The sequence below is a fragment of the Ottowia thiooxydans genome, assembly GCF_040548795.1.
Classification (GTDB): domain Bacteria; phylum Pseudomonadota; class Gammaproteobacteria; order Burkholderiales; family Burkholderiaceae_C; genus Ottowia; species Ottowia thiooxydans_A.
Genome location: NZ_JBEPSH010000012.1, coordinates 13,221 through 36,014, shown reverse-complemented (window position 1 = coordinate 36,014; position 22,794 = coordinate 13,221). Strand labels below are relative to the sequence as shown.

The 22,794-nt window shown below is 60.7% G+C and carries 21 protein-coding genes; 16 read left to right on the top strand and 5 right to left on the bottom strand.

Going from position 1 to position 22,794, the window contains the following annotated elements:
- Positions 1-30: 30 nt before the first annotated feature.
- Genes ABIE13_RS24260 through ABIE13_RS24250 form a run of 3 tightly spaced genes read right to left on the bottom strand, consistent with a single transcriptional unit; the run spans position 31 to position 3,545 of the window.
- Positions 31-1,158 (bottom strand): MBL fold metallo-hydrolase, encoded by a 1,128-nt coding sequence (locus ABIE13_RS24260; protein ID WP_354448332.1) that lies wholly within the window; start codon positions 1,156-1,158, stop codon positions 31-33.
- Between the two features lie 14 nt (positions 1,159-1,172).
- Positions 1,173-2,147: a Bug family tripartite tricarboxylate transporter substrate binding protein gene (locus ABIE13_RS24255; RefSeq protein WP_354448330.1), complete on the bottom strand. Its 975-nt coding sequence runs from the start codon at positions 2,145-2,147 to the stop codon at positions 1,173-1,175.
- 6 nt (positions 2,148-2,153) lie between these two features.
- Positions 2,154-3,545 (bottom strand): FAD-dependent oxidoreductase, encoded by a 1,392-nt coding sequence (locus ABIE13_RS24250; protein WP_354448328.1) that lies wholly within the window; start codon positions 3,543-3,545, stop codon positions 2,154-2,156.
- Between the two features lie 84 nt (positions 3,546-3,629).
- Between ABIE13_RS24250 and ABIE13_RS24245 the strand changes: the two genes are divergently transcribed.
- The 3 genes from ABIE13_RS24245 to ABIE13_RS24235 all read left to right on the top strand — a co-directional run bounded on the left by ABIE13_RS24245 (position 3,630) and on the right by ABIE13_RS24235 (position 6,908).
- Positions 3,630-4,868 (top strand): multifunctional CCA addition/repair protein, encoded by a 1,239-nt coding sequence (locus tag ABIE13_RS24245; protein ID WP_354448326.1) that lies wholly within the window; start codon positions 3,630-3,632, stop codon positions 4,866-4,868.
- Between the two features lie 7 nt (positions 4,869-4,875).
- Positions 4,876-5,538, top strand: coding sequence for a TetR/AcrR family transcriptional regulator (locus tag ABIE13_RS24240; RefSeq protein ID WP_354448324.1), 663 nt, complete (start codon positions 4,876-4,878; stop codon positions 5,536-5,538).
- Positions 5,539-5,849: 311 nt separating this feature from the next.
- A complete protein-coding gene (locus tag ABIE13_RS24235) occupies positions 5,850-6,908 on the top strand; it encodes an alcohol dehydrogenase (RefSeq protein ID WP_354448322.1) in 1,059 nt (352 codons plus the stop codon).
- A 30-nt stretch (positions 6,909-6,938) separates the two neighbouring features.
- On the opposite strand, the gene ABIE13_RS24230 is transcribed toward ABIE13_RS24235, so the two are convergent.
- Together ABIE13_RS24230 and ABIE13_RS24225 are read right to left on the bottom strand one after the other, a co-directional pair.
- A complete protein-coding gene (locus ABIE13_RS24230; RefSeq protein WP_354448320.1) occupies positions 6,939-7,898 on the bottom strand; it encodes a LysR family transcriptional regulator in 960 nt (319 codons plus the stop codon).
- Between the two features lie 177 nt (positions 7,899-8,075).
- The gene (locus tag ABIE13_RS24225) at positions 8,076-9,053 is read right to left on the bottom strand and encodes a tripartite tricarboxylate transporter substrate binding protein (RefSeq protein WP_354448318.1); all 978 of its coding nucleotides are present in this window, start codon (positions 9,051-9,053) and stop codon (positions 8,076-8,078) included.
- Between the two features lie 166 nt (positions 9,054-9,219).
- Here ABIE13_RS24225 and ABIE13_RS24220 point away from each other — a divergent pair, with 166 nt between their 5' ends.
- The 13 genes from ABIE13_RS24220 (at position 9,220) to ABIE13_RS24160 (ending at position 22,756) form a co-directional block, all read left to right on the top strand.
- On the top strand, positions 9,220-10,383 hold the full coding sequence (locus ABIE13_RS24220; RefSeq protein ID WP_354448316.1) for a CaiB/BaiF CoA transferase family protein: 1,164 nt from the start codon (positions 9,220-9,222) through the stop codon (positions 10,381-10,383).
- 112 nt (positions 10,384-10,495) lie between these two features.
- Positions 10,496-11,716, top strand: a complete 1,221-nt coding sequence (locus tag ABIE13_RS24215; protein WP_354448314.1) for a CaiB/BaiF CoA transferase family protein — start codon at positions 10,496-10,498, stop codon at positions 11,714-11,716.
- A 178-nt stretch (positions 11,717-11,894) separates the two neighbouring features.
- Positions 11,895-14,195 (top strand): acyl-CoA dehydrogenase, encoded by a 2,301-nt coding sequence (locus tag ABIE13_RS24210; protein ID WP_354448312.1) that lies wholly within the window; start codon positions 11,895-11,897, stop codon positions 14,193-14,195.
- Between the two features lie 11 nt (positions 14,196-14,206).
- On the top strand, positions 14,207-14,665 hold the full coding sequence (locus ABIE13_RS24205; protein ID WP_354448310.1) for a MaoC family dehydratase: 459 nt from the start codon (positions 14,207-14,209) through the stop codon (positions 14,663-14,665).
- Between the two features lie 43 nt (positions 14,666-14,708).
- Positions 14,709-15,674, top strand: coding sequence for a Bug family tripartite tricarboxylate transporter substrate binding protein (locus tag ABIE13_RS24200; RefSeq protein ID WP_354448308.1), 966 nt, complete (start codon positions 14,709-14,711; stop codon positions 15,672-15,674).
- A 28-nt stretch (positions 15,675-15,702) separates the two neighbouring features.
- A complete protein-coding gene (locus ABIE13_RS24195) occupies positions 15,703-16,665 on the top strand; it encodes a D-2-hydroxyacid dehydrogenase family protein (RefSeq protein ID WP_354448306.1) in 963 nt (320 codons plus the stop codon).
- 142 nt (positions 16,666-16,807) lie between these two features.
- A complete protein-coding gene (locus ABIE13_RS24190) occupies positions 16,808-17,584 on the top strand; it encodes an enoyl-CoA hydratase/isomerase family protein (RefSeq protein WP_354448304.1) in 777 nt (258 codons plus the stop codon).
- Between the two features lie 25 nt (positions 17,585-17,609).
- The gene (locus ABIE13_RS24185) at positions 17,610-18,182 is read left to right on the top strand and encodes a carboxymuconolactone decarboxylase family protein (protein ID WP_354448302.1); all 573 of its coding nucleotides are present in this window, start codon (positions 17,610-17,612) and stop codon (positions 18,180-18,182) included.
- Positions 18,179-19,003, top strand: coding sequence for an amidohydrolase family protein (locus ABIE13_RS24180; RefSeq protein ID WP_354448300.1), 825 nt, complete (start codon positions 18,179-18,181; stop codon positions 19,001-19,003). Before ABIE13_RS24185 ends, ABIE13_RS24180 begins: the two co-directional genes overlap by 4 nt.
- 97 nt (positions 19,004-19,100) lie before the next feature.
- Positions 19,101-19,814 carry a flavin reductase family protein gene (locus tag ABIE13_RS24175; RefSeq protein WP_354448298.1) on the top strand — a complete coding sequence of 238 codons (714 nt, stop codon included), beginning with the start codon at positions 19,101-19,103 and terminating at the stop codon, positions 19,812-19,814.
- 49 nt (positions 19,815-19,863) lie between these two features.
- Positions 19,864-20,853, top strand: a complete 990-nt coding sequence (locus tag ABIE13_RS24170; RefSeq protein ID WP_354448296.1) for a Bug family tripartite tricarboxylate transporter substrate binding protein — start codon at positions 19,864-19,866, stop codon at positions 20,851-20,853.
- A 56-nt stretch (positions 20,854-20,909) separates the two neighbouring features.
- Complete coding sequence (locus tag ABIE13_RS24165; protein ID WP_354448294.1) at positions 20,910-22,139, top strand: CaiB/BaiF CoA transferase family protein; 1,230 nt, start codon at positions 20,910-20,912, stop codon at positions 22,137-22,139.
- Positions 22,139-22,756 (top strand): glutathione S-transferase family protein, encoded by a 618-nt coding sequence (locus tag ABIE13_RS24160; protein WP_354448292.1) that lies wholly within the window; start codon positions 22,139-22,141, stop codon positions 22,754-22,756. Before ABIE13_RS24165 ends, ABIE13_RS24160 begins: the two co-directional genes overlap by 1 nt.
- Positions 22,757-22,794: the final 38 nt, after the last annotated feature.

Genomic DNA, 22,794 nt, shown 5'->3' with positions numbered 1-22,794 from the left:
CGAAAAACCTCAGATTCTCAGGCAAGTGCGTCAGTCCAGCGGCCAGGGAGCCTGTGGGTAGGCTGTAGAAGGTTGGTCAGGTTCGGAAGTTGATTCTTTTGGGACCTCTTCACGGTGACCTCGGCGCCACCAGGGTGTCACCGAATCCACCTGCACTGGCTGTACCGCTTCGCCGAGACGCGGCATCACCAGGCGGGTGCCGAACTTCGGCGCCAATTCAAGAAGCCGCTCAGGAGGTTGATCCCACGAATGCATCGCCAGTGCAAATGTTCCCCAGTGAACTGGAAGCAAGGGGGCGTTGCCCAGCAACGCGGCCGCCTCCAGCGCATTGTCTGGTCCCAGGTGAATGTCACCCCAGGCGGGGTGGAAGGCGCCCACTTCGAGCATGACCAGATCGAATGGACCCAGGCGCTCGCGAATCGTGGCGTATTCGCCTGTCAGACCTGTATCGCCGCTGAAGAACACCGCATGGCGCGGACCGCGAATGACCATCGACGACCAGAGCGTCGCATTTCTATCCTTGAGTCCGCGGCCAGAAAAGTGCTGCGATGGCGCTGCCGTGATTTGAAGGCCTGTGCCGGCAAGCTTGAAGTCCTCCCACCAATCCAATTCATGGATACGCTCTGGCTGAATGCCCCAGGCCTGGAGGTGAGCTCCTACGCCCAGGGAGGTCACGAAAGGCACCTTGCTCTTGGCCAGCACCTTGATGGTCGGGTAGTCCAAATGGTCGTAGTGATCGTGTGAGATGACCACAAGGTCCACGGCGGGCATGTCGCGCAGCGTGACCGGTGCCGGCTGAAACCTTTTGGGGCCGACCAGCACCGAAGGGGAAGCCCGCGGCCCCCAGACTGGATCTGTCAGCACCCGGTAACCGTCAATTTCTATCAAGACAGTCGAGTGTCCCAGCCAGGTCGCGCGCAAACCACTGTCCGGTTGGCGAAGCCAGGCCGCGCGAGGGTCCAGAACGGGAAACGGTGCGTCGGGCACACGCCGGCCTCCGCGGCTGAGGAACTCGCGAATCGACGGCATGGGAACCGTCGGGTCACGCAAGCCCGCAGGGATGGGCCTCACATTGCGAAAACCTGTTTCAGCCCATCTGGGGGAAGCGCGCATGCGCTCCAGCCGGAGACCATCAGCGCGTTTTCCGAGTGATTTCATGGGAAGGGCCGTAGTCAATCAAGCTGGATGCCGCGTGACTTGATGATGCCATCCAGCAAGGTGGTTTCCCGGCTGACACGCTGAGCCAGGCCTTCCGGCGACGTGCCCACCGCCTGCCAGCCTTGCTGGAACATGCGTTGGCGCACTTCGGCGCTTTTCATGATGGTGGCAAGCGCCGAGGAAACACGCTGTCTGGCTGCAGCACTCAAGTTGGCAGGGCCTATGAGTGCTGTCCACACCTCCAGATTGAAATCCTTGACACCTTCCTGGGCCAGGGACGGCAGTTCCGGCACCAGCGCACTGCGTCCGCTGGTCGTAAGGCCAATCGCCTGAAGCTTTCCGCCTCTGATCTGTGGCATGGCGACGCCAGGCGGGATCAAGGCCATTTGTACCTGGCCTCCGATCAGGGCGCCCACGACAGCCGGGTTGCCGTTGTAAGGCACGTGAATGGCTTTCAATCCCGGGACGCGCGCTTTCAAAAGCTCCATGCCCAGATGGCCCACGGAGCCTGCGCCCACTGAACCATAGTTCCACTTGTCGCCCTGTCGTCTGGCTTCCTCGAAGAACGCCGCCCCGCTGGGAACATTGACAGGAGCCACCAGGATGAGTGGCGCCGTAGTCAGCAGGCTGAGGTAGCTGAAGTCGCGCGCAGGGTCGTAGGCCAGCTTGGGGTAGAGCGTTTTGGACGAGGTCAGATTGCCGTTGATGACCACCCCCAGCGTGTGATCATCAGTGGCCTTGGCCACCGCGTCCGCCGCAATATTTCCGCTGGCACCGGGCTTGTTGTCCACAATCACAGGCTGCCCAAGTGCGTGTGCCAGGGGTTCTGCAATAGCCCGCGCAGACATATCTGGGGTGGAACCGCCAGGAAATCCCACCAGAATGCGGACCGGTTTGCTTGGCCAGGCTTCGCTCTGCGCGAGAGCGTGCGCTGGCACGGAGATGGCAGTGGCCGCTGCGGCCAGGCTCATGAACTGTCTGCGATGCATAGACTCTTACTGAATTGGGTTGGGAAGATTTTCGCCGTCTTTCCCCAGGTACGCTCCGGCCCTGAGAAGCTGATTTTGCAAACTCGTGACGTCAATGCTCCGCGGCGCCACGTTGAGAGATAAAGCCGTGGCCGCCCCAGTGCCGGCAGCTTGCCCCATGACCAGGCAACCCCCTGAGACGCGGGCGGCTGACTGACCCCCGTGTGTCATGGAAGCGCAGCGTCCTGCCACCAGCAGATTGTCCAGGCCGCGCGGTAGCAGCATACGCCATGGCAGGTGATTGAAGCCTCGACTGGCTGCACGCCCTTGCGCCGTATCAGTGCCTTCAGGCCAGCGGAAGCTGACGTTGCCAGCCACATGCTCCTCTACCATCCAACCGTTGACTCCGATGGTGTCCTCGAAGCTGGTGCAGGACAGCACGTCCTGCTCGCTGAGCTGGTAGTCGCCAAGCACGCGTCGCGTTTCTCGCACGCCTATCTGGGGTGGTATGTCCATCAGGTAAGCCGACTCAAACCCCGGCACGTCACGGCGCAGAAAACGCAGGAAATGCGCGGCCTGGCGCCTGCCTTCGGCCTCCGCTGCTGAAAGTTGCAGCGCGTCTGTCCCGTCCACGGGCCCACCGTCCGGGCGCGCAAGCTGTGAAACATTGGCGCGCCATTCTGTGGGATTCTTCTGCGGCCTCAGGATGGGTGACTTGCGGGCGAAGTGCTCGCCGCGGGCGCTAGCTTGCTCCATCAGGGTGGCCACACTAGCCCAGGCCGGGCCGGCTCTGACCGGATCCACACCGCCCACTCTCATCATGGTCGAGGGATACATCATGTCGTGGCCGTCCGCCCCTTTTTCAAACGGAGCGCCCGCTAAAGCCGCAACGTCCCCATCGCCGGTGCAGTCAATGAAACAGCGCGCGCGTACAGCAAAGCGTCCGGATTTGGTCTCTATGAAGACGGCTTCGAGATTTGCAGGGTCGCGCATGGCCACACCGGCCACCCAGGCGTGAAGGAGCACGCGTGCGCCACTGGCGGCCAGCAACTCGTCTGCCGCAATCTTGAACGCGGCGGTGTCGTATGCTTGCGCCGCTATACGGCCGTCAAAAAGAAGGTGGGGTGTGTTGAGGCCTCCCAGAGCATCGATGCGCAAGAGCAGATCATCCGCGACCCCGTGCACTACCTGGCGGAGTGTGCCGTGCACGTTGGCGTGCAGACCACAGAAATTGGTCACGCCCGCCGCCGTGCCCATGCCCCCTAAAAAGCCATAGCGCTCCACCAGGAGTGTGTTGGCTCCTGATTGGGCCGCCGAGGCTGCCGCTGCAAGTCCGGCTGGGCCACCGCCCAATACCAATACGTCCACCTCATCGAGAACCGAGGTCTCGCGTGCGTTTTCCGTCAGTGTGCGATTCATGGCGCAACAATAGCACTGGTGGGCTGAATAGGTTTGTAGGCGCTGGCCGGCCTCGTGCGCGCAGCTTGCCCTAATATCGGACCAATGAAAATCTATATGGTTGGTGGCGCAGTGCGAGATCGCTTGCTCGGATTGCCGGTACAAGATCATGACTGGGTGGTGGTGGGTACTACGCCAGAGCAGATGAGCGCCCAAGGCTTCACGCCGGTGGGCAAGGACTTTCCCGTGTTCCTGCATCCAGACACACGCGAGGAATATGCACTGGCGCGCACGGAACGCAAGAGTGGGCGGGGGTACAAGGGCTTCACGGTGCTCGCGGACGCCGGCGTGACCCTGGAAGAAGATCTGGCCCGGCGGGATCTCACCATCAATGCAATGGCTGCCCAGGAAGGCTCGCCAGAGCTGGTCGACCCCTTTGGGGGCCAGCAGGACCTGAGCGCCAAAGTGCTTCGTCACGTGACGCAGGCATTTGGCGAAGATCCAGTGCGCATTCTCCGCCTCGCCCGGTTTGCGGCGCGCTTTCATGACTTCTCGGTCGCGCCCGAGACCATGGCATTGATGCAGAACATGGTCCAGGACGGAGAAGTCGACCATCTGGTGGCAGAGCGCGTCTGGCAGGAACTTTCGCGGGGATTGATGGAAAGCCACCCAGAGCGCATGTTCGAGGTACTGCGCGAGTGCGGAGCTTTGCGCGTCATCCTGCCCGAGGTCGATCGCCTGTGGGGCGTACCGCAACGTGCTGAGTACCACCCGGAGGTGGATACCGGCGTGCACCTGATGCTGGTGATGCAAATGTCTGCTCGGCTGCAGGCGTCCTTGCCGGTGCGCTATGCCTGCCTGACCCACGATCTCGGAAAAGGCACGACACCGGCAGACGTCTTGCCACGCCATATTGGCCATGAGCAACGCAGCGCCAAGTTGCTCCGCTCTTTATCCCAGCGCCTGCGCGTACCTACCGAATGTCACGCACTGGCCGACGTGGTGGCCCGAGAGCACGGCAATATCCACCGCAGCGGTGAACTCAACGCGGCTGCCGTTGTGCGGTTACTCGAACGCTGCGACGGCTTTCGCAAGCCAGCACGCATGCAAGACATCCTGCTCGCCTGCGAATGTGATGCCCGGGGGCGAGGGGGGCTGCAGGAGTCTGACTATCCGCAGCGTGATCGCCTCGCAGCGGCCCTGGCTGCTGCGCAAACCGTGCCAACTGACGAAGTGGCGCAGGCTGCGCAAGCGCGCGGCGCAGTGGGCGAACAAGTCGGAGATGCTATCCGGCGAGCGCGCATAGCCGCCGTTGCGGCCATGACGCCCACCAGGGTTGGATAATCGCCTCATGGCACGACCCATTTCTGCTTCGCATGACAAACGCCGCGACGAAATCCTGGACGTCGCGGCGGCCTGCTTCGCTCGCCAGAGCTACCCTGCCACCAGCATGAACGACATCGCTGCGGCTTGTGGCACCTCGAAGGCGCGGCTTTATCACTATTACGGTAGCAAGGAGTCCATCCTTTTTGACCTGCTGGATCGCTACACGCAAAAACTGTTGCTCATCATCGGGCAAGCCGAGGCGCGGGCAGAACGCCAGGCCATGGACGAACGTGCCGCGCTCCACGAGCTGGTGCGCGCCTTTCTGCGCGAGTATGAGACATCGGCGACAAGACACGCGGCACTTCTGGGCAGTACTCAGTTTCTGGCCATGGAGCAGCGCGAGATCATTCTCAATCGCCAGCGCGACGTGGTGGCCGCAGTGGGGCGGTTTTTACGCCGCGCCTATCCCACGCGCCTGAATGCTCGGAACCAGACCGCGATCACCATGACCTTGTTCGGCATGATCAACTGGACATTCACCTGGCTCCGGCCGGGCGGGCCCATCAGTTACAGCGCGTACGCAGATGAAGTGATTGCAATTCTCGAGCAGGGCCTGGCCACGGAACCCTCGAAGGCAGCTTTGTCCGTCGCTTCACATAGCCTGCCAAGCGATAGAAATTCCAGTTGACGACGTGATCTCCCGGTGACGGGACGTGCCTGCATGAAAGTCGTAGGGATAAACGCACGGGGATAATATACTTACTGACTGGCCGGTAGGTTGGTTCGGGTGCCCTCGTGCTGGCGTTGTCCGTCACAGAGCTTTCCGATAGAGAAATATCCTGGATTTGCGCTGAAAGCTCGCACCATCACGCTGGATGGTTGCGCCACGGCCCGATCAACTGTTGAGCCAGGCAGTAGCCGTCATCTTTGGCGGAAAGTGGTCGTCGCCGGTGAGGTGAAGATCGGATGTAGTACTTGGATGAAATCAAAGGACTTAGCATGCGGGCATATGCGGTGAATTCTTTTACCGAGCCATTGGTCGAAATCGAGGGCGCAGACCCTCAGCCCAAGGGTACGGAAGTGGTGGTCGAAGTGAGCCGTTGTGGTGTTTGTCACACCGACCTCCATCTGCAGGATGGCTATTACGACATTGGCGGGGGTAAGCGCCTCAATCTTGCAGACCGGGGCATCAAACCACCGTTGGTGATGGGCCATGAGGTTCTAGGTCGGCTGGCTGCCAAAGGGCCAGATGCCCCCATCGCGGACTCCGAAGTGGGCAAGAGCTTTCTGGTTTTTCCGTGGATTGGTTGCGGTGAGTGCGAAGTCTGCAAGCGCGGTCAGGAGAACCTGTGCGCCAAGCCCGGCTCGCTCGGTGTATTCCGTTCCGGCGGGTATGCCACCCATTGCGTGGTGCCGCATCCCAGGTATCTTGTCGATGTGACTGGGGTGGACCCCTCCATCGCGGCCACTTACGCCTGCTCTGGCCTGACCGCATACAGCGCACTGCGCAAGCTGGATATCGACAAAGAGAACGACCTCTTGCTGCTCATGGGCTTCGGCGGTGTGGGCATGAGCGGCCTGCAGGTGGCGCAAGGCCTGGGCTATCGAAAGATCGCGGTGGCTGAGATTGATGCCGCCAAGCGCGAACTGGCACTGAAACACGGCGCGTCATTTGTAGTGGATCCGCGAGATGCTGGCGCCACAGCCGTACTTGCAGAAGCCGGCGGCTTGGCTGGAGCTATCGATTTCGTGGGCGCCAAGGCGACAGCGGAGTTTGCGATTGCAGCGCTTCGCAAAGGCGGGATCTATATCGCAGTGGGTTTGTTTGGTGGGGACATCACACTGCCGCTTCCTCCGCTTGTGCAGCGCGCCATCACGGTGAGAGGCTCCTATGTGGGAAATCTCGTTGAGCTGAAGCAGTTGATTGAGCTGGTGCGTACCAACAAAATCGCTCCTTTGCCCGTGGAGTCCCTCGAATTTGCCGCGGTCAATGAAGCCCTGGACCGGCTTCGCACTGGAAAAGTGCAGGGTCGCCTCGTCTTGGCACGGGAAATCTAGCCAGTAAACATCTACAAGCTGGTCAGCTCCTCAGTTGGCCAGCCAGATGCCCTGGCTTCCAATTTGGCCCACGATATCAATCAGCCGGCTCGCCACAGCAGTCACCGCCCGCGTTGGCCCCTTGGATTTTGAATAGGCCAGGGAAACCACACGGGAAAACGACGGATCCACAATCCGGGAAGCTTGAAGCTTGCCTTCCTGCACCTCATTCCAAACCGCGTGAATCGGCAGCACCGTGTAGAGGCCTTCATCCCGTGTCAACTGCCGCTGAAGGGGGAGGGAATCGGCCTCAATAGCGGGTGTTATCACGATCCGGTGTCGTCTTGCGCCCGCGTCCAGCGCGGTGCGAAGTCCGTTCGGCGCGGCGGGCAAGATGAAGGGTAAGCCGTCCAGGCTGGTGAAGTTAACCGTGGACTGAGCGGTCAGCCGGTTTCCTTTGGCACCTATCAGATAGCTGTCCACGGTTGCCAGAGACTCTTCGTGCTCAGGCAGCGTGGGTCCATAGCGGTAGAGAATCGCCAGATCAGTTCGAGCATCGGTGAGCCACTCTTCCACCTGACCGCTCGATCCCTCCAGGATCTTCAAGTTGACCCCGGGGTGCTTGGCCCGGACATCCGCAAACAGTTTGCCGATCAGAATCGTGCCGATGGACGGAAGCGTCGCCACCGTCACGGTCCCCACTGGTTCATGGAGGTCAGCGCGAATGTCGTGCTCCAGCACCTGCGCGCGCTCCAGCAGTTCTTTCACTTGAGGGAACAGACGCTGCCCTGCCTCGGACAATTCCACGCCTCTACCTGTGCGATTGAACAAGCGCGTTCCACATTCACGCTCCAGTCCGTTCACTTGCCTGCTCAGAAACGATTGACTGCTGTCAAGAAACAGCGCCGCGCGGGTCAGGCTGCCAAGCTCTCCAATGGCAACAAAGGCTCGCCACTTCTGAAGATCAGCGGTTATATCCAGGGCGAAGTCGGACGCTTTTGGCTTTTGCATTTGCGGGATTATCCAGTCCCCAGGCCCCGAAGGGGTGGCTGAGAGGCCACGGCGCTCCGGCTATTCGGGATTTCCCGAATAGCCACTCTGGTGCCGAATGACCGCGCAAGTTCTGACCCGCGGCAGTTGGCCGCCCGCGACCATCATCACCTTGCAGGTCGTGGCGGCCTGACCGGATTACTCTACGCGCGCGCCGGAGTTCTTCACAATGCGCTCCCATTTAGGGATCTCGCTGCGGATCAAGGCGCCGAACTCTTCGGGCGTGGACGCAGTGGGTTCAATGCCCAGGCCGGTAAGCTGCTTTTTCAAGCCTGCGTCGCTCATGGCTTTCACGATGGCGGCGTTCAGACGCATCACCACGTCGCGCGGTGTGCCCGCCGGGGCCAGCACGCCGAGCCAGTTGGAGACTTCGTAGCCCTTGAGACCAGCCTCATCCAGGGTGGGGATCTGAGGCAGCGCTCCCATGCGCTTGGCAGAGGTGACTGCGAGCGCATGCACCTTGCCGGTTTTGATGAACTCTTCGTACACCGTATAGGAGTCGAATGTGGCGTCAATGCGCCCTGCCAACAGGTCGGTCAGCAGCGGCGAACTTCCCTTGTAGGGAACGTGCTGCATATCGACACCTGCCATGCTGGCAAAGAGCGCCCCAGAGAGGTGGCTGGAGCTTCCGTTGCCAGCAGAACCGTAGGTGATGGTGCCAGGCTTGGATTTGGCCAGAGCGATCAGCTCGGCCACGTTGCGGGCTTTCACTGAAGGGCCGACCACCAGCACGCGTGGCGTGATGTGCGTGAGCGCAACCGGTGCAAAGTCCTTGACGGGGTCGTACCGCAGCTTTTGATAGAGCGACGCGTTGATGGCATGTGTTCCCATCGTGGCGAAAAAGACCGTGTAGCCATCAGCGGGAGCCCGGGCCACCATTTCAGCGCCCATAGTTCCACCTGCGCCGCCACGGTTGTCGATGACCACCTGCTGGCCCAACTGCTCGCCCATGTGCAATGCCAGGCCGCGTGCCATGACGTCGGCGGCACCGCCGGCCGGAAACGGAACCACCATGCGCAGCGGTTTGTCCGGAAATGCGGCCAGGGCTGGGAGGGGGAGGGCGGCCGCTGCGGCAAGAGCGGTGACGAGCGTGCGACGGCTTAGTTTATGTAGCATTGAATCAAGTCTCCTGTTTAGTGCGGACTTTATCTTGCCGCAACGGGTTCAGGCATGCGCATGTACGCAAGACTGTTATTTGGCTTGGCGCCTTGCGGTTGATTTGGCACGTCGTGGACAATTACACGGCTCTCCACCTCTGCCACCTCGTCGGTGGCTGCTTCATGTGACGCACTCAAATCAGGCGCCTGGCCCCCTGGATGGTTTTGTCGTACTGGACTTGAGCAGAGTCTTGTCTGGCCCCTATTGCACCATGATGCTTTGCGATCTGGGTGCCAGGGTGATCAAGGTGGAGCAACCCGGATCGGGCGACGAGGCCCGTCATTTCCTGCCCATGGCAGCGGACGGAACTTCTGCCTACTTTGCCGCCATCAATCGAGGCAAGCAATCCATCGCGCTGGATCTCAAGGCCAAGGACGACCGGCTTGTCTTCGAACGTTTGCTGGCGCGTGCGGACGTCCTGGTGGAGAACTATCGCCCGGGCGTTCTGGATCGGCTGGGCTACGGCTGGGAGAAGCTTCGCACGCAGCACCCTGGCCTGGTGCTGGCTTCCATTTCCGGCTTCGGGCAGACAGGGCCCTACCGCGACCGTGCGGCCTACGACGTGGTCGTGCAGGCCATGAGCGGCATGATGAGCATCACGGGTCACCCGGATGGAGATCCTACGCGGGCCGGGTCTTCCATAGGTGATCTTGGGGCCGCGCTGTTCGCGTGCAATGGCATACAGGCAGCCCTGCTGCGACGCTCCCGCACGGGGCTGGGTGGACACGTGGACGTGTCCATGTTCGAGGCGCAAATTGCCATGCTGGAAGGGGCCATCCCGCAGCTATGGTGCACAGGGCAGTCGCCCAAGCCTTTGGGCGCCAGACATCCGGGTGCGGCACCGTTCGATGCTTTTCGCGCGGCGGACGGGCACTTGGTCATCGCCGCCGGCTCAGATCACCTGTTTGCCAGGCTGGCCGAAGTCCTTCAACTTCCCGACCTTCCGAAGAATCCTCTCTTCGCGCAGCGCGCGTTAAGGGTCGTCAACCATGCGGCGCTGAAAGTGGCCATTGAAGGTGCGCTGGCTTCTGCCTCCGTAGACCATTGGCTAGTCAGATTGGAAGAAGCAGGCGTGCCGGCAGGCCCCTTGAACGACATTGCCACCATGATGGCGGACCCCCAGGTTAGCAGCAGAGGAATTCTGCCCGAGATCGAAAGCGGCGGGGGGCAGCGTGCACCAGTGACACCTATCTTGATGTCTGGCCACGCCTACCCGGATCGGCTTGGGCGGGTACCGGTTCTGGACCAGGACCGAGAGGCGATTCTCCAATTTGCTCAAGGCTCTTAGGTCGTGGTTGACGCGCCTTGGCACACTGCATAGCAGCTTTGCGCGCTGGCGGGCTGGCGGTAACAGCCGGACTTCCCTAAATTAGGGGAAAACCAAGAGGAGCAGACATTCCATGAGTAGCTTGAACGGCGTGCGCGTGCTGGATCTCAGCCGCGTGTTTTCCGGCCCGTGGGCAGCGCAGATGCTGGCCGACTTTGGTGCCGATGTGATCAAGGTCGAGCGGCCTGGCCGGGGCGATGACGTGCGGCAACAAGGCCTGCGTGTGCGTGACGCACAAGGGAACGAAACGCGGGAAACCTCCTCCTTCATCTCCATGAACCGCGGCAAGCGCTCGGTGACGGTGGATATTTCTCAGCCCGCCGGACAGGCTCTGGTGCGTGAGCTGGCCAAGGACAGCGACATTGTCATCGAGAACTTCAAGGCGGGCGATCTGGTTCGCTACGGCTTGGATTACGCGTCGCTCAAAGAAGTCAATCCTCGCCTGGTCTACTGCTCCATCAGTGGTTTTGGCCAATCGGGGCCCTACAGCCATTTGCCGGGGTATGACCCGCTGTTCCAATCCATGAGCGGGCTCATGAGCATCACGGGGCATGCTGACGAAGAGCCGGGCGGCGGTCCGCTTCGCGTTGGCTACTCGGTAGGCGACATCACTGCGGGTTTTTATGCGGTGAGTGCCATTCTGGCTGCATTGCGGCATAGAGACATGGTGTCGGGCGAAGGCCAGTACATCGATCTGGCATTGCTTGATTCGCAGGTGGCTGCCATTTCGCACGTGGGCATGATGTACCTTGTCTCTGGCCAGCAACCACCGCGCCTGGGCAACGTCTCGCCCATCACCTGCCCTTGGCAATCATTCGACTGTGCAGACGGCCAGATCGTGATTGCCGTCGGCAACGACACGCAGTTCGCAGCGCTGTGCCGTGAGTTGGGACATCCTGAATGGGCAACTGACGAGCGCTTCGTCACTAACCCGCTGCGAGCCAGGAATAGGCAGGCCTTGATACCGATGATCTCCGAAGTCTTTCTGACCCGAGGGGTGCAGGACTGGAACGAAACCCTGGAAGCCGCAGGCGTGCCCGCCGGTCCCATCAACGGCTTTGAAGATGTTTTTGCTGACCCCCAAATCGTGCACCGTCAGATGCGTTTCGATTTGCCGCACACGTCGGCAGGAAGCGTCCCGCAAGTGGCCAATCCGGTCAAGTTCTCTGCCACGCCGGTGCAGTATGACCGCGCGCCGCCCTTGCTCGGCGAGCATACGGAAGAAGTTTTGAAGGAGCGGCTTGGCTTTGATGACGAGCGCCTTTCGCAACTGCGTCAAGCCAAAGTTATCTAACCCTCAATCGACTTTGCGTGGGGTGCTCAGGGGACTCGCGTCAGGACGGCGTTGCTGAAGTTCGCCGCACGCGTCCGGACGAACACGAGCAGTGTGGACCCGGCTGGCTCTATGCAGCCTTTCAATTTTTTGATGACGCAAGCCTCGGTTGCGAATCAAACGGCCAAGGAAGATGGATATGGTGGAAAACGAATCTATTGCGATGTTTCGAGACAGCGCAGCGGGTTTTCTCGGTGCCACGGATCAACGCCAACGTGTACGTGAGCTGGAAGCTGCAGGCGGTGGCTTTGACCGCGCAAGCTGGGGCGAGATCGCCGAACTGGGCTGGCTGTCGATACTGGTGTCAGAGGCCGACGGTGGCCTGGGGCTTGGCGTTCCCGAACTCGTCGCCATCGCCGAGGAAGCCGGTCGGTATCTGCTGCCCGAGCCGCTGGTAGATGCAGGTGTGCACCCCGTAGCCTTGTTGGCTCGCCTGGCGTCGGGTGGCTTGCGTGACACTTTGCTTGCCGATATTCAGTCCGGTGCTTTGGTAGCGGGCGTGGCCTGGCAAGAAACAGCGGGCGCGCTTGAGCCGGCTGATCCCCGTGTCACAGCCCGTATGCAGGGAGATCAGGTGACCCTCACGGGTCGCAAGCTATTTGTGCGTCCAGGACCAGGAGCAGATGGTTGGTTGGTTTCTGCCCAGACGGCCGATGCGTCCTTTCTTCTGTGCTGGGTAGCCGCTGAAGCACCCGGATTGCGACTTGAAAACGAATGCGGCGTCGACGGAAGTGCCATCGCTGCGCTGCATCTTGACCAAGCCCAGGGGCAGCTGATTGCCGACGGCCAGTCTGCTCTTGCAGCGCTGAGCCAAGCCAATGAAATAGCGCGCATTGCCCAAAGCGCTGAGCTGCTGGGAATTGCCAGGCGCACGCTGGAGCTGACACGGGACTACCTGACCACCCGCGTGCAGTTTGGAAAACCCATCGGCAGTTTTCAGATACTTCAGCACCGTTCAGTAGATGGCTTGATTCAGGTCGAGCTGGCTACCGCGTGTCTGCGCGAAGGCGTGGCGGCTCTCACGGAAGCCAATCTCGCGGCCACTGCCAGCCGAATCAAGGCACGTTGCGCTTATGCCGCAACCGAAGTCACGCGCATGGCGATCCAGATGCACGGGGCCATAGGTACCACCAACGAATACGACATCGGCCTTTACTTCAAGCGAGCCATGGCGCTGGCCAGCCGCTGGGGCAACGCCGCTGGGCATCGGGGCCGGTGGCAGAAATTGGCGGTCACCACGGCCACCCACTCACCGGTGGAGACCGCAAAAGCAACGCCTGATTTCTCGCCGGACCAGGACTGGCAAGCCATGCCAGAACCCGAGTTCCGCGCCCTGGTGCGAGCGCTCTTCGCCGCGCATTATCCGGAGGCCCGCAGGCACATGCCTTACCGGCAAACCTGGGCCGAAAGTCGGGATTGGTACATGACGCTTTCCCACCTCGGGTGGTTGGCTCCGGCCTGGCCCAGGCAGTACGGCGGACTTGGGCTGCCTGCGGACAAGCTGATCGCCTATATCGAAGAAACCGAGGCCTGGGGTGTGGCACGTTCACCGGATCAGGGTCTGGTGATGATAGGCCCCATCCTGATGCGATTCGGGACCGAGGAGCAACGCCAGCGCTTCCTGCCCAAGGTGCTGGCCGGTGAACATGTCTGGACACAAGGCTATTCAGAGCCGAATGCGGGCTCGGACCTGGCCGCAGTCAGAACCGAGGCTGTGCTGGATGGAGACCATTTTGTGGTCAACGGCCAGAAAACCTGGACCACGTGGGGCAGTGACGGCACCCACATGTTCATGCTCGTGCGCACGGACAAGACCGTCAAGAAGCAGGCGGGCATCAGCTTCGTGCTGGTCGATCTCAAATCGCCGGGCATCACCGTTCGGCCCATTCGCAACCTCGCCGGTGAGCAGGAGTTCTGCGAAGTCTTCTTCGACGATGTGCGCGTGCCGCGGGAGAACTTGGTGGGCGAGCTGAATCAGGGCTGGACGGTGGCCAAGGCCTTGCTCGGATTCGAGCGCCTGTTCACCGGAAGTCCCAAACACTCGCAGCACACGCTTCATCAAGTGGAAATGCTGGCTCGCCAGCGCGGCTTGTTGGAAGACGCCGCTTTTGCAGCGCGCTTGGCCGAATTGCAACTCGATACGGCTGATCTGGGAGCTGCCTATGCTGGCTTTGCAGAGATTGCCAAGCGTGGAGACCCCATACCGCCGACCATTTCCATGTTGAAGATCTGGTCCACCGAAACATACGAGCGGCTTGCGTTATTGCTGATCGAGTCTGCGCAGGACTATGGCGCTTTCCGTGACCATTGCCAAACGGACGAAATTGATCTGCACGTCGTGGCGCCCCTGTTCAACGCCATGAACGCCAAGATCTTTGCCGGCAGCAACGAGATCCAGCGCAACATTCTGGCCAAGACCGTGCTTGAACTTCCCGCCTGAGAGGACTGGACATGTTGATATTGCAAACCCCTGCGGGCTTTCTCGATCACGTGGGCCAGAAGCTGGGCACCAGTGATTGGTTCACGGTCGAGCAACGCCATATAGACGGCTTCGCCGACGTGACCGGAGACGACTTCTGGATCCATGTGGACACGGAGCGAGCGGCTCGTGAGATGCCGCAAGGCAAGACCATCGCGCACGGCCTGTTCATTCTGGCTTTGGTGCCTCGTTTGCAGCGGCAGATATTCCGTGTGGAGCGGCGCGGCAAAGGCCTCAACTATGGCTCGGACCGGGTGCGCTATACGGCATCTGTCCCCGTAGGCTCGCGTGTGCGACTGCATCAGACCCTGCAAGCGGCCGAGCGCACGGGCGCAGGAACGCGCATCACCACGCTGTGCGAATTCGAGATCGAAGGCCAGCAACGTCCCGCCGTAGTCGCCCAGTTCATCTTGCTCTTGCAAGACGAGTGAGTTTTTCCCTTTGCCATTTTTCGCGTCAATCAGGAGACTTCCAATGAAAAAGCGTTCCCTGCTCATCATCGCCTCGGCCTTGCTGGCCAGCACTGCCATGCCCACCATGGCGCAGTCCAACTGGCCTGCCAAGCCCATTCGACTCGTCGTACCGTACCCACCCGGTGGTCCCGTGGATCAGATTGCGCGTTCCATCCAGCAGCGCCTTGGAGAGGTCCTGGGCCAGAGCATTCTGGTCGATAACCGGGCCGGTGCCAGCGGCATCATCGGTATGGATGCGGCGATCAAGGCCGACCCTGATGGCTACACGTTTGGCTTTGGCGTGCCCGGCGGCATCACGGTTCTGCCTCACTTGCAGAAAATGCCCTACGACATCAACGAGATCAACTACGTTTCGCTGGTGGCTCGCGTGCCTCAGGTCATCACTGTGGGCCCCCAAGTGCCTGTCAACAGCCTCAAGGAACTGATTGCCCTGGCTAAAAAAGATGCTGGCAAGCTCAATTACGGTTCCGCCGGCAATGCGACCACACCGCATCTGGGCGCTGCTCTTTTTGCTCAGGAAGCGGGCATCAACATGGTTCACATCGCCTATAAAGGTGCAGCGCCTGCCGTGACTGGCCTGCTGGGCGGAGAAGTGCAAGTGCTGGCCGCCGATCTCCCTGCGGTGCGCGCTTTCACCGCGCGCGGCGTGAAAATCCTGGCTGTCTCCAGCGCACGCCGCTCTGAGTTGCTTCCTGATGTGCCCAGTACGGGAGAACTCGGCTTGCCGGAAGTGGTGGCGGAGTCCAATTACGGCATCATCGCCCCCAAGGGCTTGCCCGCGCCCATCTTCGAGAAGATGCGCCAGGCCCTGGTGACCACACTCGCCACCCCTGACGTGAAGAGCCGCCTGGCCGGCCTCGGTGCGGTGGCCATCAGCACCACGCCGGACGAGTATCGCAAGCTGATGCAATCCGAATCCGCCCGCTGGGGTGCGCTGGTCAAGAAAGCAGGTATCAAGCTTGACTGATTCAGCCGCCGGGCAAAGGAACCTGAACGTGAACATCGCGGTTCTGGATGACTACCAGCAATTGGCGGCGGGCCTTCCAGCCTGGAAGGCCTTGCCCGCGAGCGTGCGCATTCAGACATTCTCCACGCCAGCTGCCAACGAGGACGAGCTGGTGCGGCGCCTGGAGCCTTTCCAGGTGGTCGTGGCCATGCGCGAGCGCACGGCGTTCCCAGCGCGAGTGATTGAACGGCTGCCCAACTTGCGCCTGCTCGCCAGCACGGGATTGCGCAATGCCTCGATCGATCTCGAAGCCTGCAAGCGCCAAGGTGTCGTGGTCAGTGGAGCCCGGGGTGCCCGAAATGGCCGCACCAGCACCTCAGAGACCGCGCTGGCGCTGATTCTCGCATTGGCCAAGCAACTCGTGCCGTCTCACCAGGCCTTGGTTGAAGGGCGTTGGCAGCCCGTGCTGGCCTCCGGCGTGGCAGGTCGCGTGCTGGGTCTGGCGGGCTTGGGAAACATAGGCGCGCAGATGGCGCAGCTGGGGCGGGCCCTGGGCATGGAAGTCATCGCATGGAGCCCCAACCTCACGGCAGCCCGAGCCGCGGAGCATGGCGTCCGTGCAGTCAGCTGCGATGAGTTGTTCGAGCAGTCAGACGTGCTTTCCTTGCACCTTGTCCTCAGCGAGCGCACCACGGGACTGGTTTCGAAGGCCAGACTCGCCCAGATGAAGCGCGAGGCCGTTTTGATCAACACCTCACGTGCTGGACTGGTCCATGAAGAGGCGCTTCTGGAAGCGCTTCAGGAGCGTCGCATCGCCGGTGCGGGGCTGGATGTCTTCTGGCAAGAACCCCTTCCTGCCTCGCACCCGCTGCTCAAAATGGACAACGTCGTCCTGACGCCGCACCTGGGCTATGCCACCTTGGAAAATTTCACTGCTTTTTACGCAGGGGTGGTGGAGAATATTCTGGCGTGGATCGAAGGTCGGCCTGTGCTGGCGCTGCAAGGCGCCTGAATTACATGCTGTTTCGACGCATACCAGTATTGCGGGAACGGTTCATGACTTGCCGGCATCGCTCCCTCTAGACTGCCATTCAAGCCTGAGGCCCCTTGCAGAAGGTCGCCCGGGATCTTCATAGAAAACCGAGACACCAGACATGAATGACCTGACCCAACTCCAAGTCCAGATAGAGGACTTTGTCGCCACCCTGACACTGAACTCACCGCCAGTCAACGCGCTGACACGTGTGTTGAATGATGAACTCACACTCGCACTGGATCGCATTTCCGAGATGGACGAGGTGCGCGCCGTGGTACTCACCGGTGCCGGCAAGGTATTTTGCGCCGGCGCGGATCTCAAAGGCCGCAAAGACGTGATTAAAGGCCCGGGTGACCTGCCCGCGCATTCCCGCCGGACGCGTGAATGCTTTCACGCCATCCGCGAATGTGCCAAACCAGTGATCGTCGCCATCAACGGCGCAGCCCTGGGGTCTGGTCTGGCGATGGCAGCTTCAAGCGACATTCTGGTGGCTTCCGAGAAAGCCACGCTCGGCATGCCGGAAGTAGACGTTGGCTTGCTCGGCGGAGGCCGCCATGCCATGCGTCTGTTCAGCCATTCGCGTCTGCGCTTCATGGCCCTGACGGGCACGCGCATTGATGGTGCCGAGCTCTATCGTCTGGGCATTGTGGAAGCCTGCGTGCCTCCTGAGGAACTGATGGCCAAGGCGTATTCGATTGCGAAGAGCATTGCATCCAAGAGCCCGGTTGCCACGCGCATGTTCAAGCACACGCTCAACGTGATCGAAGACATGAGCCTTCGGGACGGCTACCGCTACGAGCAGGACATGACGGCCCAAATTGCCAAGACGGACGATGCCAAGGAGGCTCAAACCGCCTTTGCTGAAAAGCGCGCGCCGGTGTTCACAGGCCGTTGATCTTTCACACCACCATCGAATTGCTATGCCTCGCATTCCGCTTTTCCCCACCGAAGAGATGAGCAGCGCTCAGCGCGCCGTGCTCGACAAGATCATTTCTGGCCCGCGCGGGAAGATTCAGGGCCCGCTGCGTGCGGCTCTGCACAATCCCGAACTGGCGGAAAGGTGGCAGGCCCTCGGCGCCATCCTTCGCTACGACACATCGCTACCCCCGCGTTTGTCGGAGCTCGCCATCATGATCACCGGCAGGGCGTGCAACTCTCCATTTGAGTGGTATGCGCACCGCATTGAGTCGGAGAAGGCGGGCATTGAAGCGCCCATTCTGGAAGCGCTGTTGCTCCAGCAAGAGCCTCCAGGCATGTCGCAGGACGACGCCGTCATCTGGAAATACGCGACCGAGTTGAATCGCCATAAATCTGTCTCGGACAGCACCTACCAGGCGGTGGTGGATCGGTTTGGCGTGCGTGCAGTGGTGGAACTCACGGCGCTTGTGGGCTACTACACACTGGTGGCTATGACACTTAACTGCCACGAAATCCCCTTGCCTGAAGGTGTGGAGCCTGCTTTCCAGCTGCCACAACAAGGAGCGCTGTCATGACCACGCAAGAGCTTGGTGGCGGGGGGTGGGATTGCCATGCCCACCTGTTCGGCCCGTATGAGCGCTTCCCGCTTGCAGCGGATCGAAGCTACACACCTCCGGAGGCGCTTGAGCAGCAGTACATGGCACTTCTGCGCCGCCTGGGATTGCGCAGCGGTGTGTTGGTGCACCCCAGTGCCTATGGCGACGATCACTCCCTGTTGCTTCATGCCCTGGCGGCGCAGCCAACGCTTCGGGGTGTGGTGGTCGTGCGACCTGACAGTCCGCTTCCACTGAAGGGATTGCGCGATCGCGGCGTGCGCGGTGCGCGTTTCAGTCACCGCAGTGGTGCAGGTACCAATTTTGCCGGCAGCGCTTCTTTCGCTGACTTGCAAGCCCTGACCCCGGCCCTGACGGAAGCAGGCTTGCATGCCGAACTCTGGACAGACTGCAAGGCTCTGCCTGAGATCGCCGATGAGGTTCGCAAGCTGCCAATGCCTGTGGTGATCGATCACATGGGTGGGTTTGATGTCAAAGCCGGACCGGATGAGCCGGGCTTTCGTACGCTGCTGGATTTGCTTGAAACTGGTCGGGTGTGGGTCAAGTTATGCGCCTACCGCAACTTGTTGCAAGAGCCGGACTGGGAAGCGGGGCGCGTGTTCCAGAAGAAGATGCTCGAGGCCAATCCTGAACGGCTGGTATGGGGAAGTGACTGGCCGCATCTGCGCGTTACCCCTGTGCCCGACACCGTGAAATTGCTGGACATGTTCATGGAGTGGGCCGCAAGCGATGCGCTGGTCAAGCAGGTGTTGAATCTCAACCCCGAGGCTCTTTACTCCTGATGGCACTTTAGTGGGCCTCGCTATAGCTCTCAGGCCGCAAAGCTGCTATGTCGGCTGTCCCCTTGCTGCGAACCTCCTGCTTCGAAAGAATTGATCCATGGCAAATGAGAAAATGTATTCCACCCCGTCGTTGGATAAAAGTGGCTTTCAATTGGTGGACGGCGAGGCGCTGGACACCGAAACAGCTTACCGGCTGCTGGTGGGATGCGTCGTACCGCGTCCCATTGCCTGGATTACCACCGTCGATGAGCAAGGGCGTGTGAATGCAGCGCCCTTCAGTTCATTCAACTACGTGGCTACCAGCCCACCTATGCTTGCGGTCAACGTTGCACTACGGCCCGGCAGCGGCAGCGTCAAGGACACGGCCCGCAATATCGATGCCACGCGCGAGTTTGTCGTGAACATCGCCACTGAAGACCAGATGGATGTCATGCACCGGACGGCACAGGAATTTGGACCCGAGGTGAGCGAGACGGAGACGCTGGGCATAGATCTGCTGCCCAGCAAACACGTACGTGCCCCCCGCATAGCGAACTCACCTGTGCAGATGGAGTGCAAGCTCGATCAGATAGTCAAGCTTGGGCGAGGCATCAATACCCTCTACATCGGCGAGGTCGTGGCCTTCCATCTTGCAGACCGTATCTACGACGGCCACAGAGTCAATTCCGAGGCCATGCGGCCGTTGGCCAGGCTGGGTGGGCCTTTTTACGCTGGCCTCGGGGAGATTTTTCACCGTCCCATGTTGCAGAAGCCGCCGGGCGGAGAAGGCTGGGCTCCCAGTGGCACCCCTGACAAAGCCGGCAAGCCCTAGCCCTGACCTGCATTGAAGACGCCATAACTACACTGAGATAGGAGACACCGTGATCAATTCGATCGTCAAGTCATTTGCTCGTCGTGCCTTGCTGCTGTCAGCAGCAGTGGCTGCTGTTTCCATGGCCCACGCACAGAGCGCCTGGCCGAGCCGGCCTGTCACGCTGGTTCACCCGTACGCGGCTGGTGGCCCCGCGGATGCCATGGCCAGAGCACTGGGCCAGCAATTGTCGAAACGCCTCAACCAGACTTTCATTGTAGAAGCCAAGGCGGGTGGGGCAGCGACGATCGGAACGGGCTTTGTGGCGCGTGCGAAGCCAGACGGTTACACCCTTCTGATCAGCACATCAGCCGGCCATGTGGTCACACCGCTGATGCAGCGCATTCCCTACGACGGCATTGGAGACTTCTCTTTTGTCTCCATCGTGGTGAGCCAGCCCAACGTTCTGGTGCTCCATCCCTCACTTCCCGTGAACGATCTTCAGGGTCTGATCACCTATGCGCGGCAACATCCTGGCACACTGAACTATGCATCAGCGGGCATGGGCGGCGCGACCCATCTCGGCGCTGAGGCGTTCGCCCAGGCGGCCCAAATACGCATGACGCATGTTCCGTATTCCGGAGCAGCCCCGGCCTTGAAGGATCTTCTGGGTGGTCAGGTGCAACTGGGTATGCTCAACTTTGCCGCAGTGAAACCATTTATCGATGAAGGTCGGATCAAGGCCATAGCCTATGGTGGAGCCAAACGAAGCCCCCAACTTCCGAATGTTCCCACCATGGCCGAGCTTGGCTACGGCAATACCGCTACGGCGACCTGGTACAGCCTGGCCGCGCCCAAGGGAACACCTCCCGAAGTGATCGAGATCCTGCGCAAAACCTTGCAAAGCGTTAGCGCAGATCCGGAATGGCAGAAGGTATTGGCGACACAGGGTGCAGAGCAATTGCAACTCTCGCCCGCAGAAACCACCGCGTTTGTCCAGAAGGACAAGCAGGCCATGCAACAACTTCTTGGCACCCTGGGGTTGCTAGGGGACAAGTAAGCCCCTGTACACCTTTGGCGTCTTTCTTTGTATTCCTCTAAAGCTCCCCATTTCATATGAGCACCCAACCTGGCCCTCTGTCCCACGTCAAGGTACTTGACCTCAGTCGCATTCTGGCTGCCCCTTGGGCAGGCCAGATCCTGGCCGATCTGGGCGCTGAAGTCATCAAGGTCGAGCGGCCCGGTGCTGGCGACGACACCCGAAGCTGGGGCCCTCCGTTCCTCAAGGACGCTGAAGGCAAGCCCACCAAGGAGGCGGGCTACTATCTCGCGGTCAACCGGGGCAAGCGGTCCATCACCGTCAGTCTCGACAAGCCCGAGGGTCAACAGATCGTCAAGGAGCTTGCCAAGCGAGCCGATATCGTTCTTGAGAACTACAAGGCCGGTACCTTGGAGCGATATGGCCTGGACGAAGCCTCCCTGCGTCAAATCAATCCGCGCTTGATCTATTGCTCTGTGACGGGCTTTGGCCAGACCGGCCCGCGCCGCGATCAACCCGCCTACGACTTCCTGATTCAAGCCATGGGCGGCCTCATGAGCGTGACGGGTGAGAAAGATGGCAAACCGGGCGGTGGTCCGCAGAAGGTCGGTGTGCCCATCGTTGATCTGATGACTGGTATGTACACTGCAGTTTCTGTGCTGGCAGCGCTGGCTCGTCGCAACGAGACGGGGGTGGGCGGCTATATCGACATTGCCATGCTCGATGTCCAGGTGGCCACGCTGGCCAATCAGGCCATGAACTATTTGGTCAGTGACAAGGTTCCCCGCCGCAATGGCAATGCCCACCCCAATATTCAGCCGCAGGACGTCTATGCCTGCGGGGATGGTGATGTGATCCTGGTGGTCGGGAATGACGGCCAGTTTGCGCGACTGTGCAAGGTGCTGGGAAAAACCGAATGGGTAGCAGACGAACGCTTTACCACCAATGCCCAGCGTGTGCGCAATATTGGTGAGCTTTCAGAAATGCTGCGCGCGGAGTTCGCGCAGTGGACCAGAGAGAAGCTGATTACTGAACTGGACGTGGTGGGCGTTCCGTGCGGGCCTATCAACAGTGTGGCCGAAGTGTTTGAAGAGCCTCAAGTCAAGGAAAGGCAGATGCTGCGCCATGTGCCTCATCCCTCAGGCGTGGATGTTCCCCTGGTCGCCAGTCCGATGCGCTTCGAAGGAGATCCTCTGCCAATCCGTTCAGCGCCGCCGCTGCTCGGTGAACACAGTGAGGCTATTCTTTCGGAATTGGGCTATGCGCCTGCTGATATTGAGGCGCTGCGCGCTTCGGAGGTGATCTGATGAACGAAAAGTTGCAACTGCATTGGTCTCCCAGGTCGCCTTATGTGCGCAAGGTGATGATCTGCGCGCATGAGCTCAATATGTTGCCCAAGCTGGAGCTGATTCGCTCCGTGGCTGCGATGCTCAAGCCCAATCCCGACATCATGGTGGCCAACCCGTTGTCCAAGATCCCCACCCTGGTTCGCCCTGACGGATCAGTCCTGTTCGACTCGGTGGTGATCTGTGAATACTTGAACGATCTCGCGGGCGGAACCTTATTTCCGTTAGAGGGTGAAGCCCGCTGGCAGTCGCTGCGTTGGCATGCCTTTGGCGATGGCCTGCTGGATGCCTTGATCCTCTGGCGCAACGAACGCGAACGCGAGCAACCGCTGCAAGCTTTGATCGATGCCTTCGAACTCAAGTCTCGCGCTTCGCTGCGCCAGCTCGACTCAGAAGCGCCGGCTCTGGAGGCGGCCCCATTTTCGATGGGCAGCATCACCGTAGCATGCGCCCTGGGCTACATGGACTACCGCTTCGACCAATTCGGCTGGCGTGATCAGGCGCCCAGTCTTGCCAAATGGCATGCCAAGATTTGCGAGCGGCCATCGCTCAAGGCCACCGAGCCGGTTGATGGGTAAATTGCGGCTGCCTTATCCGGCAACCCTGTCATCCAAGG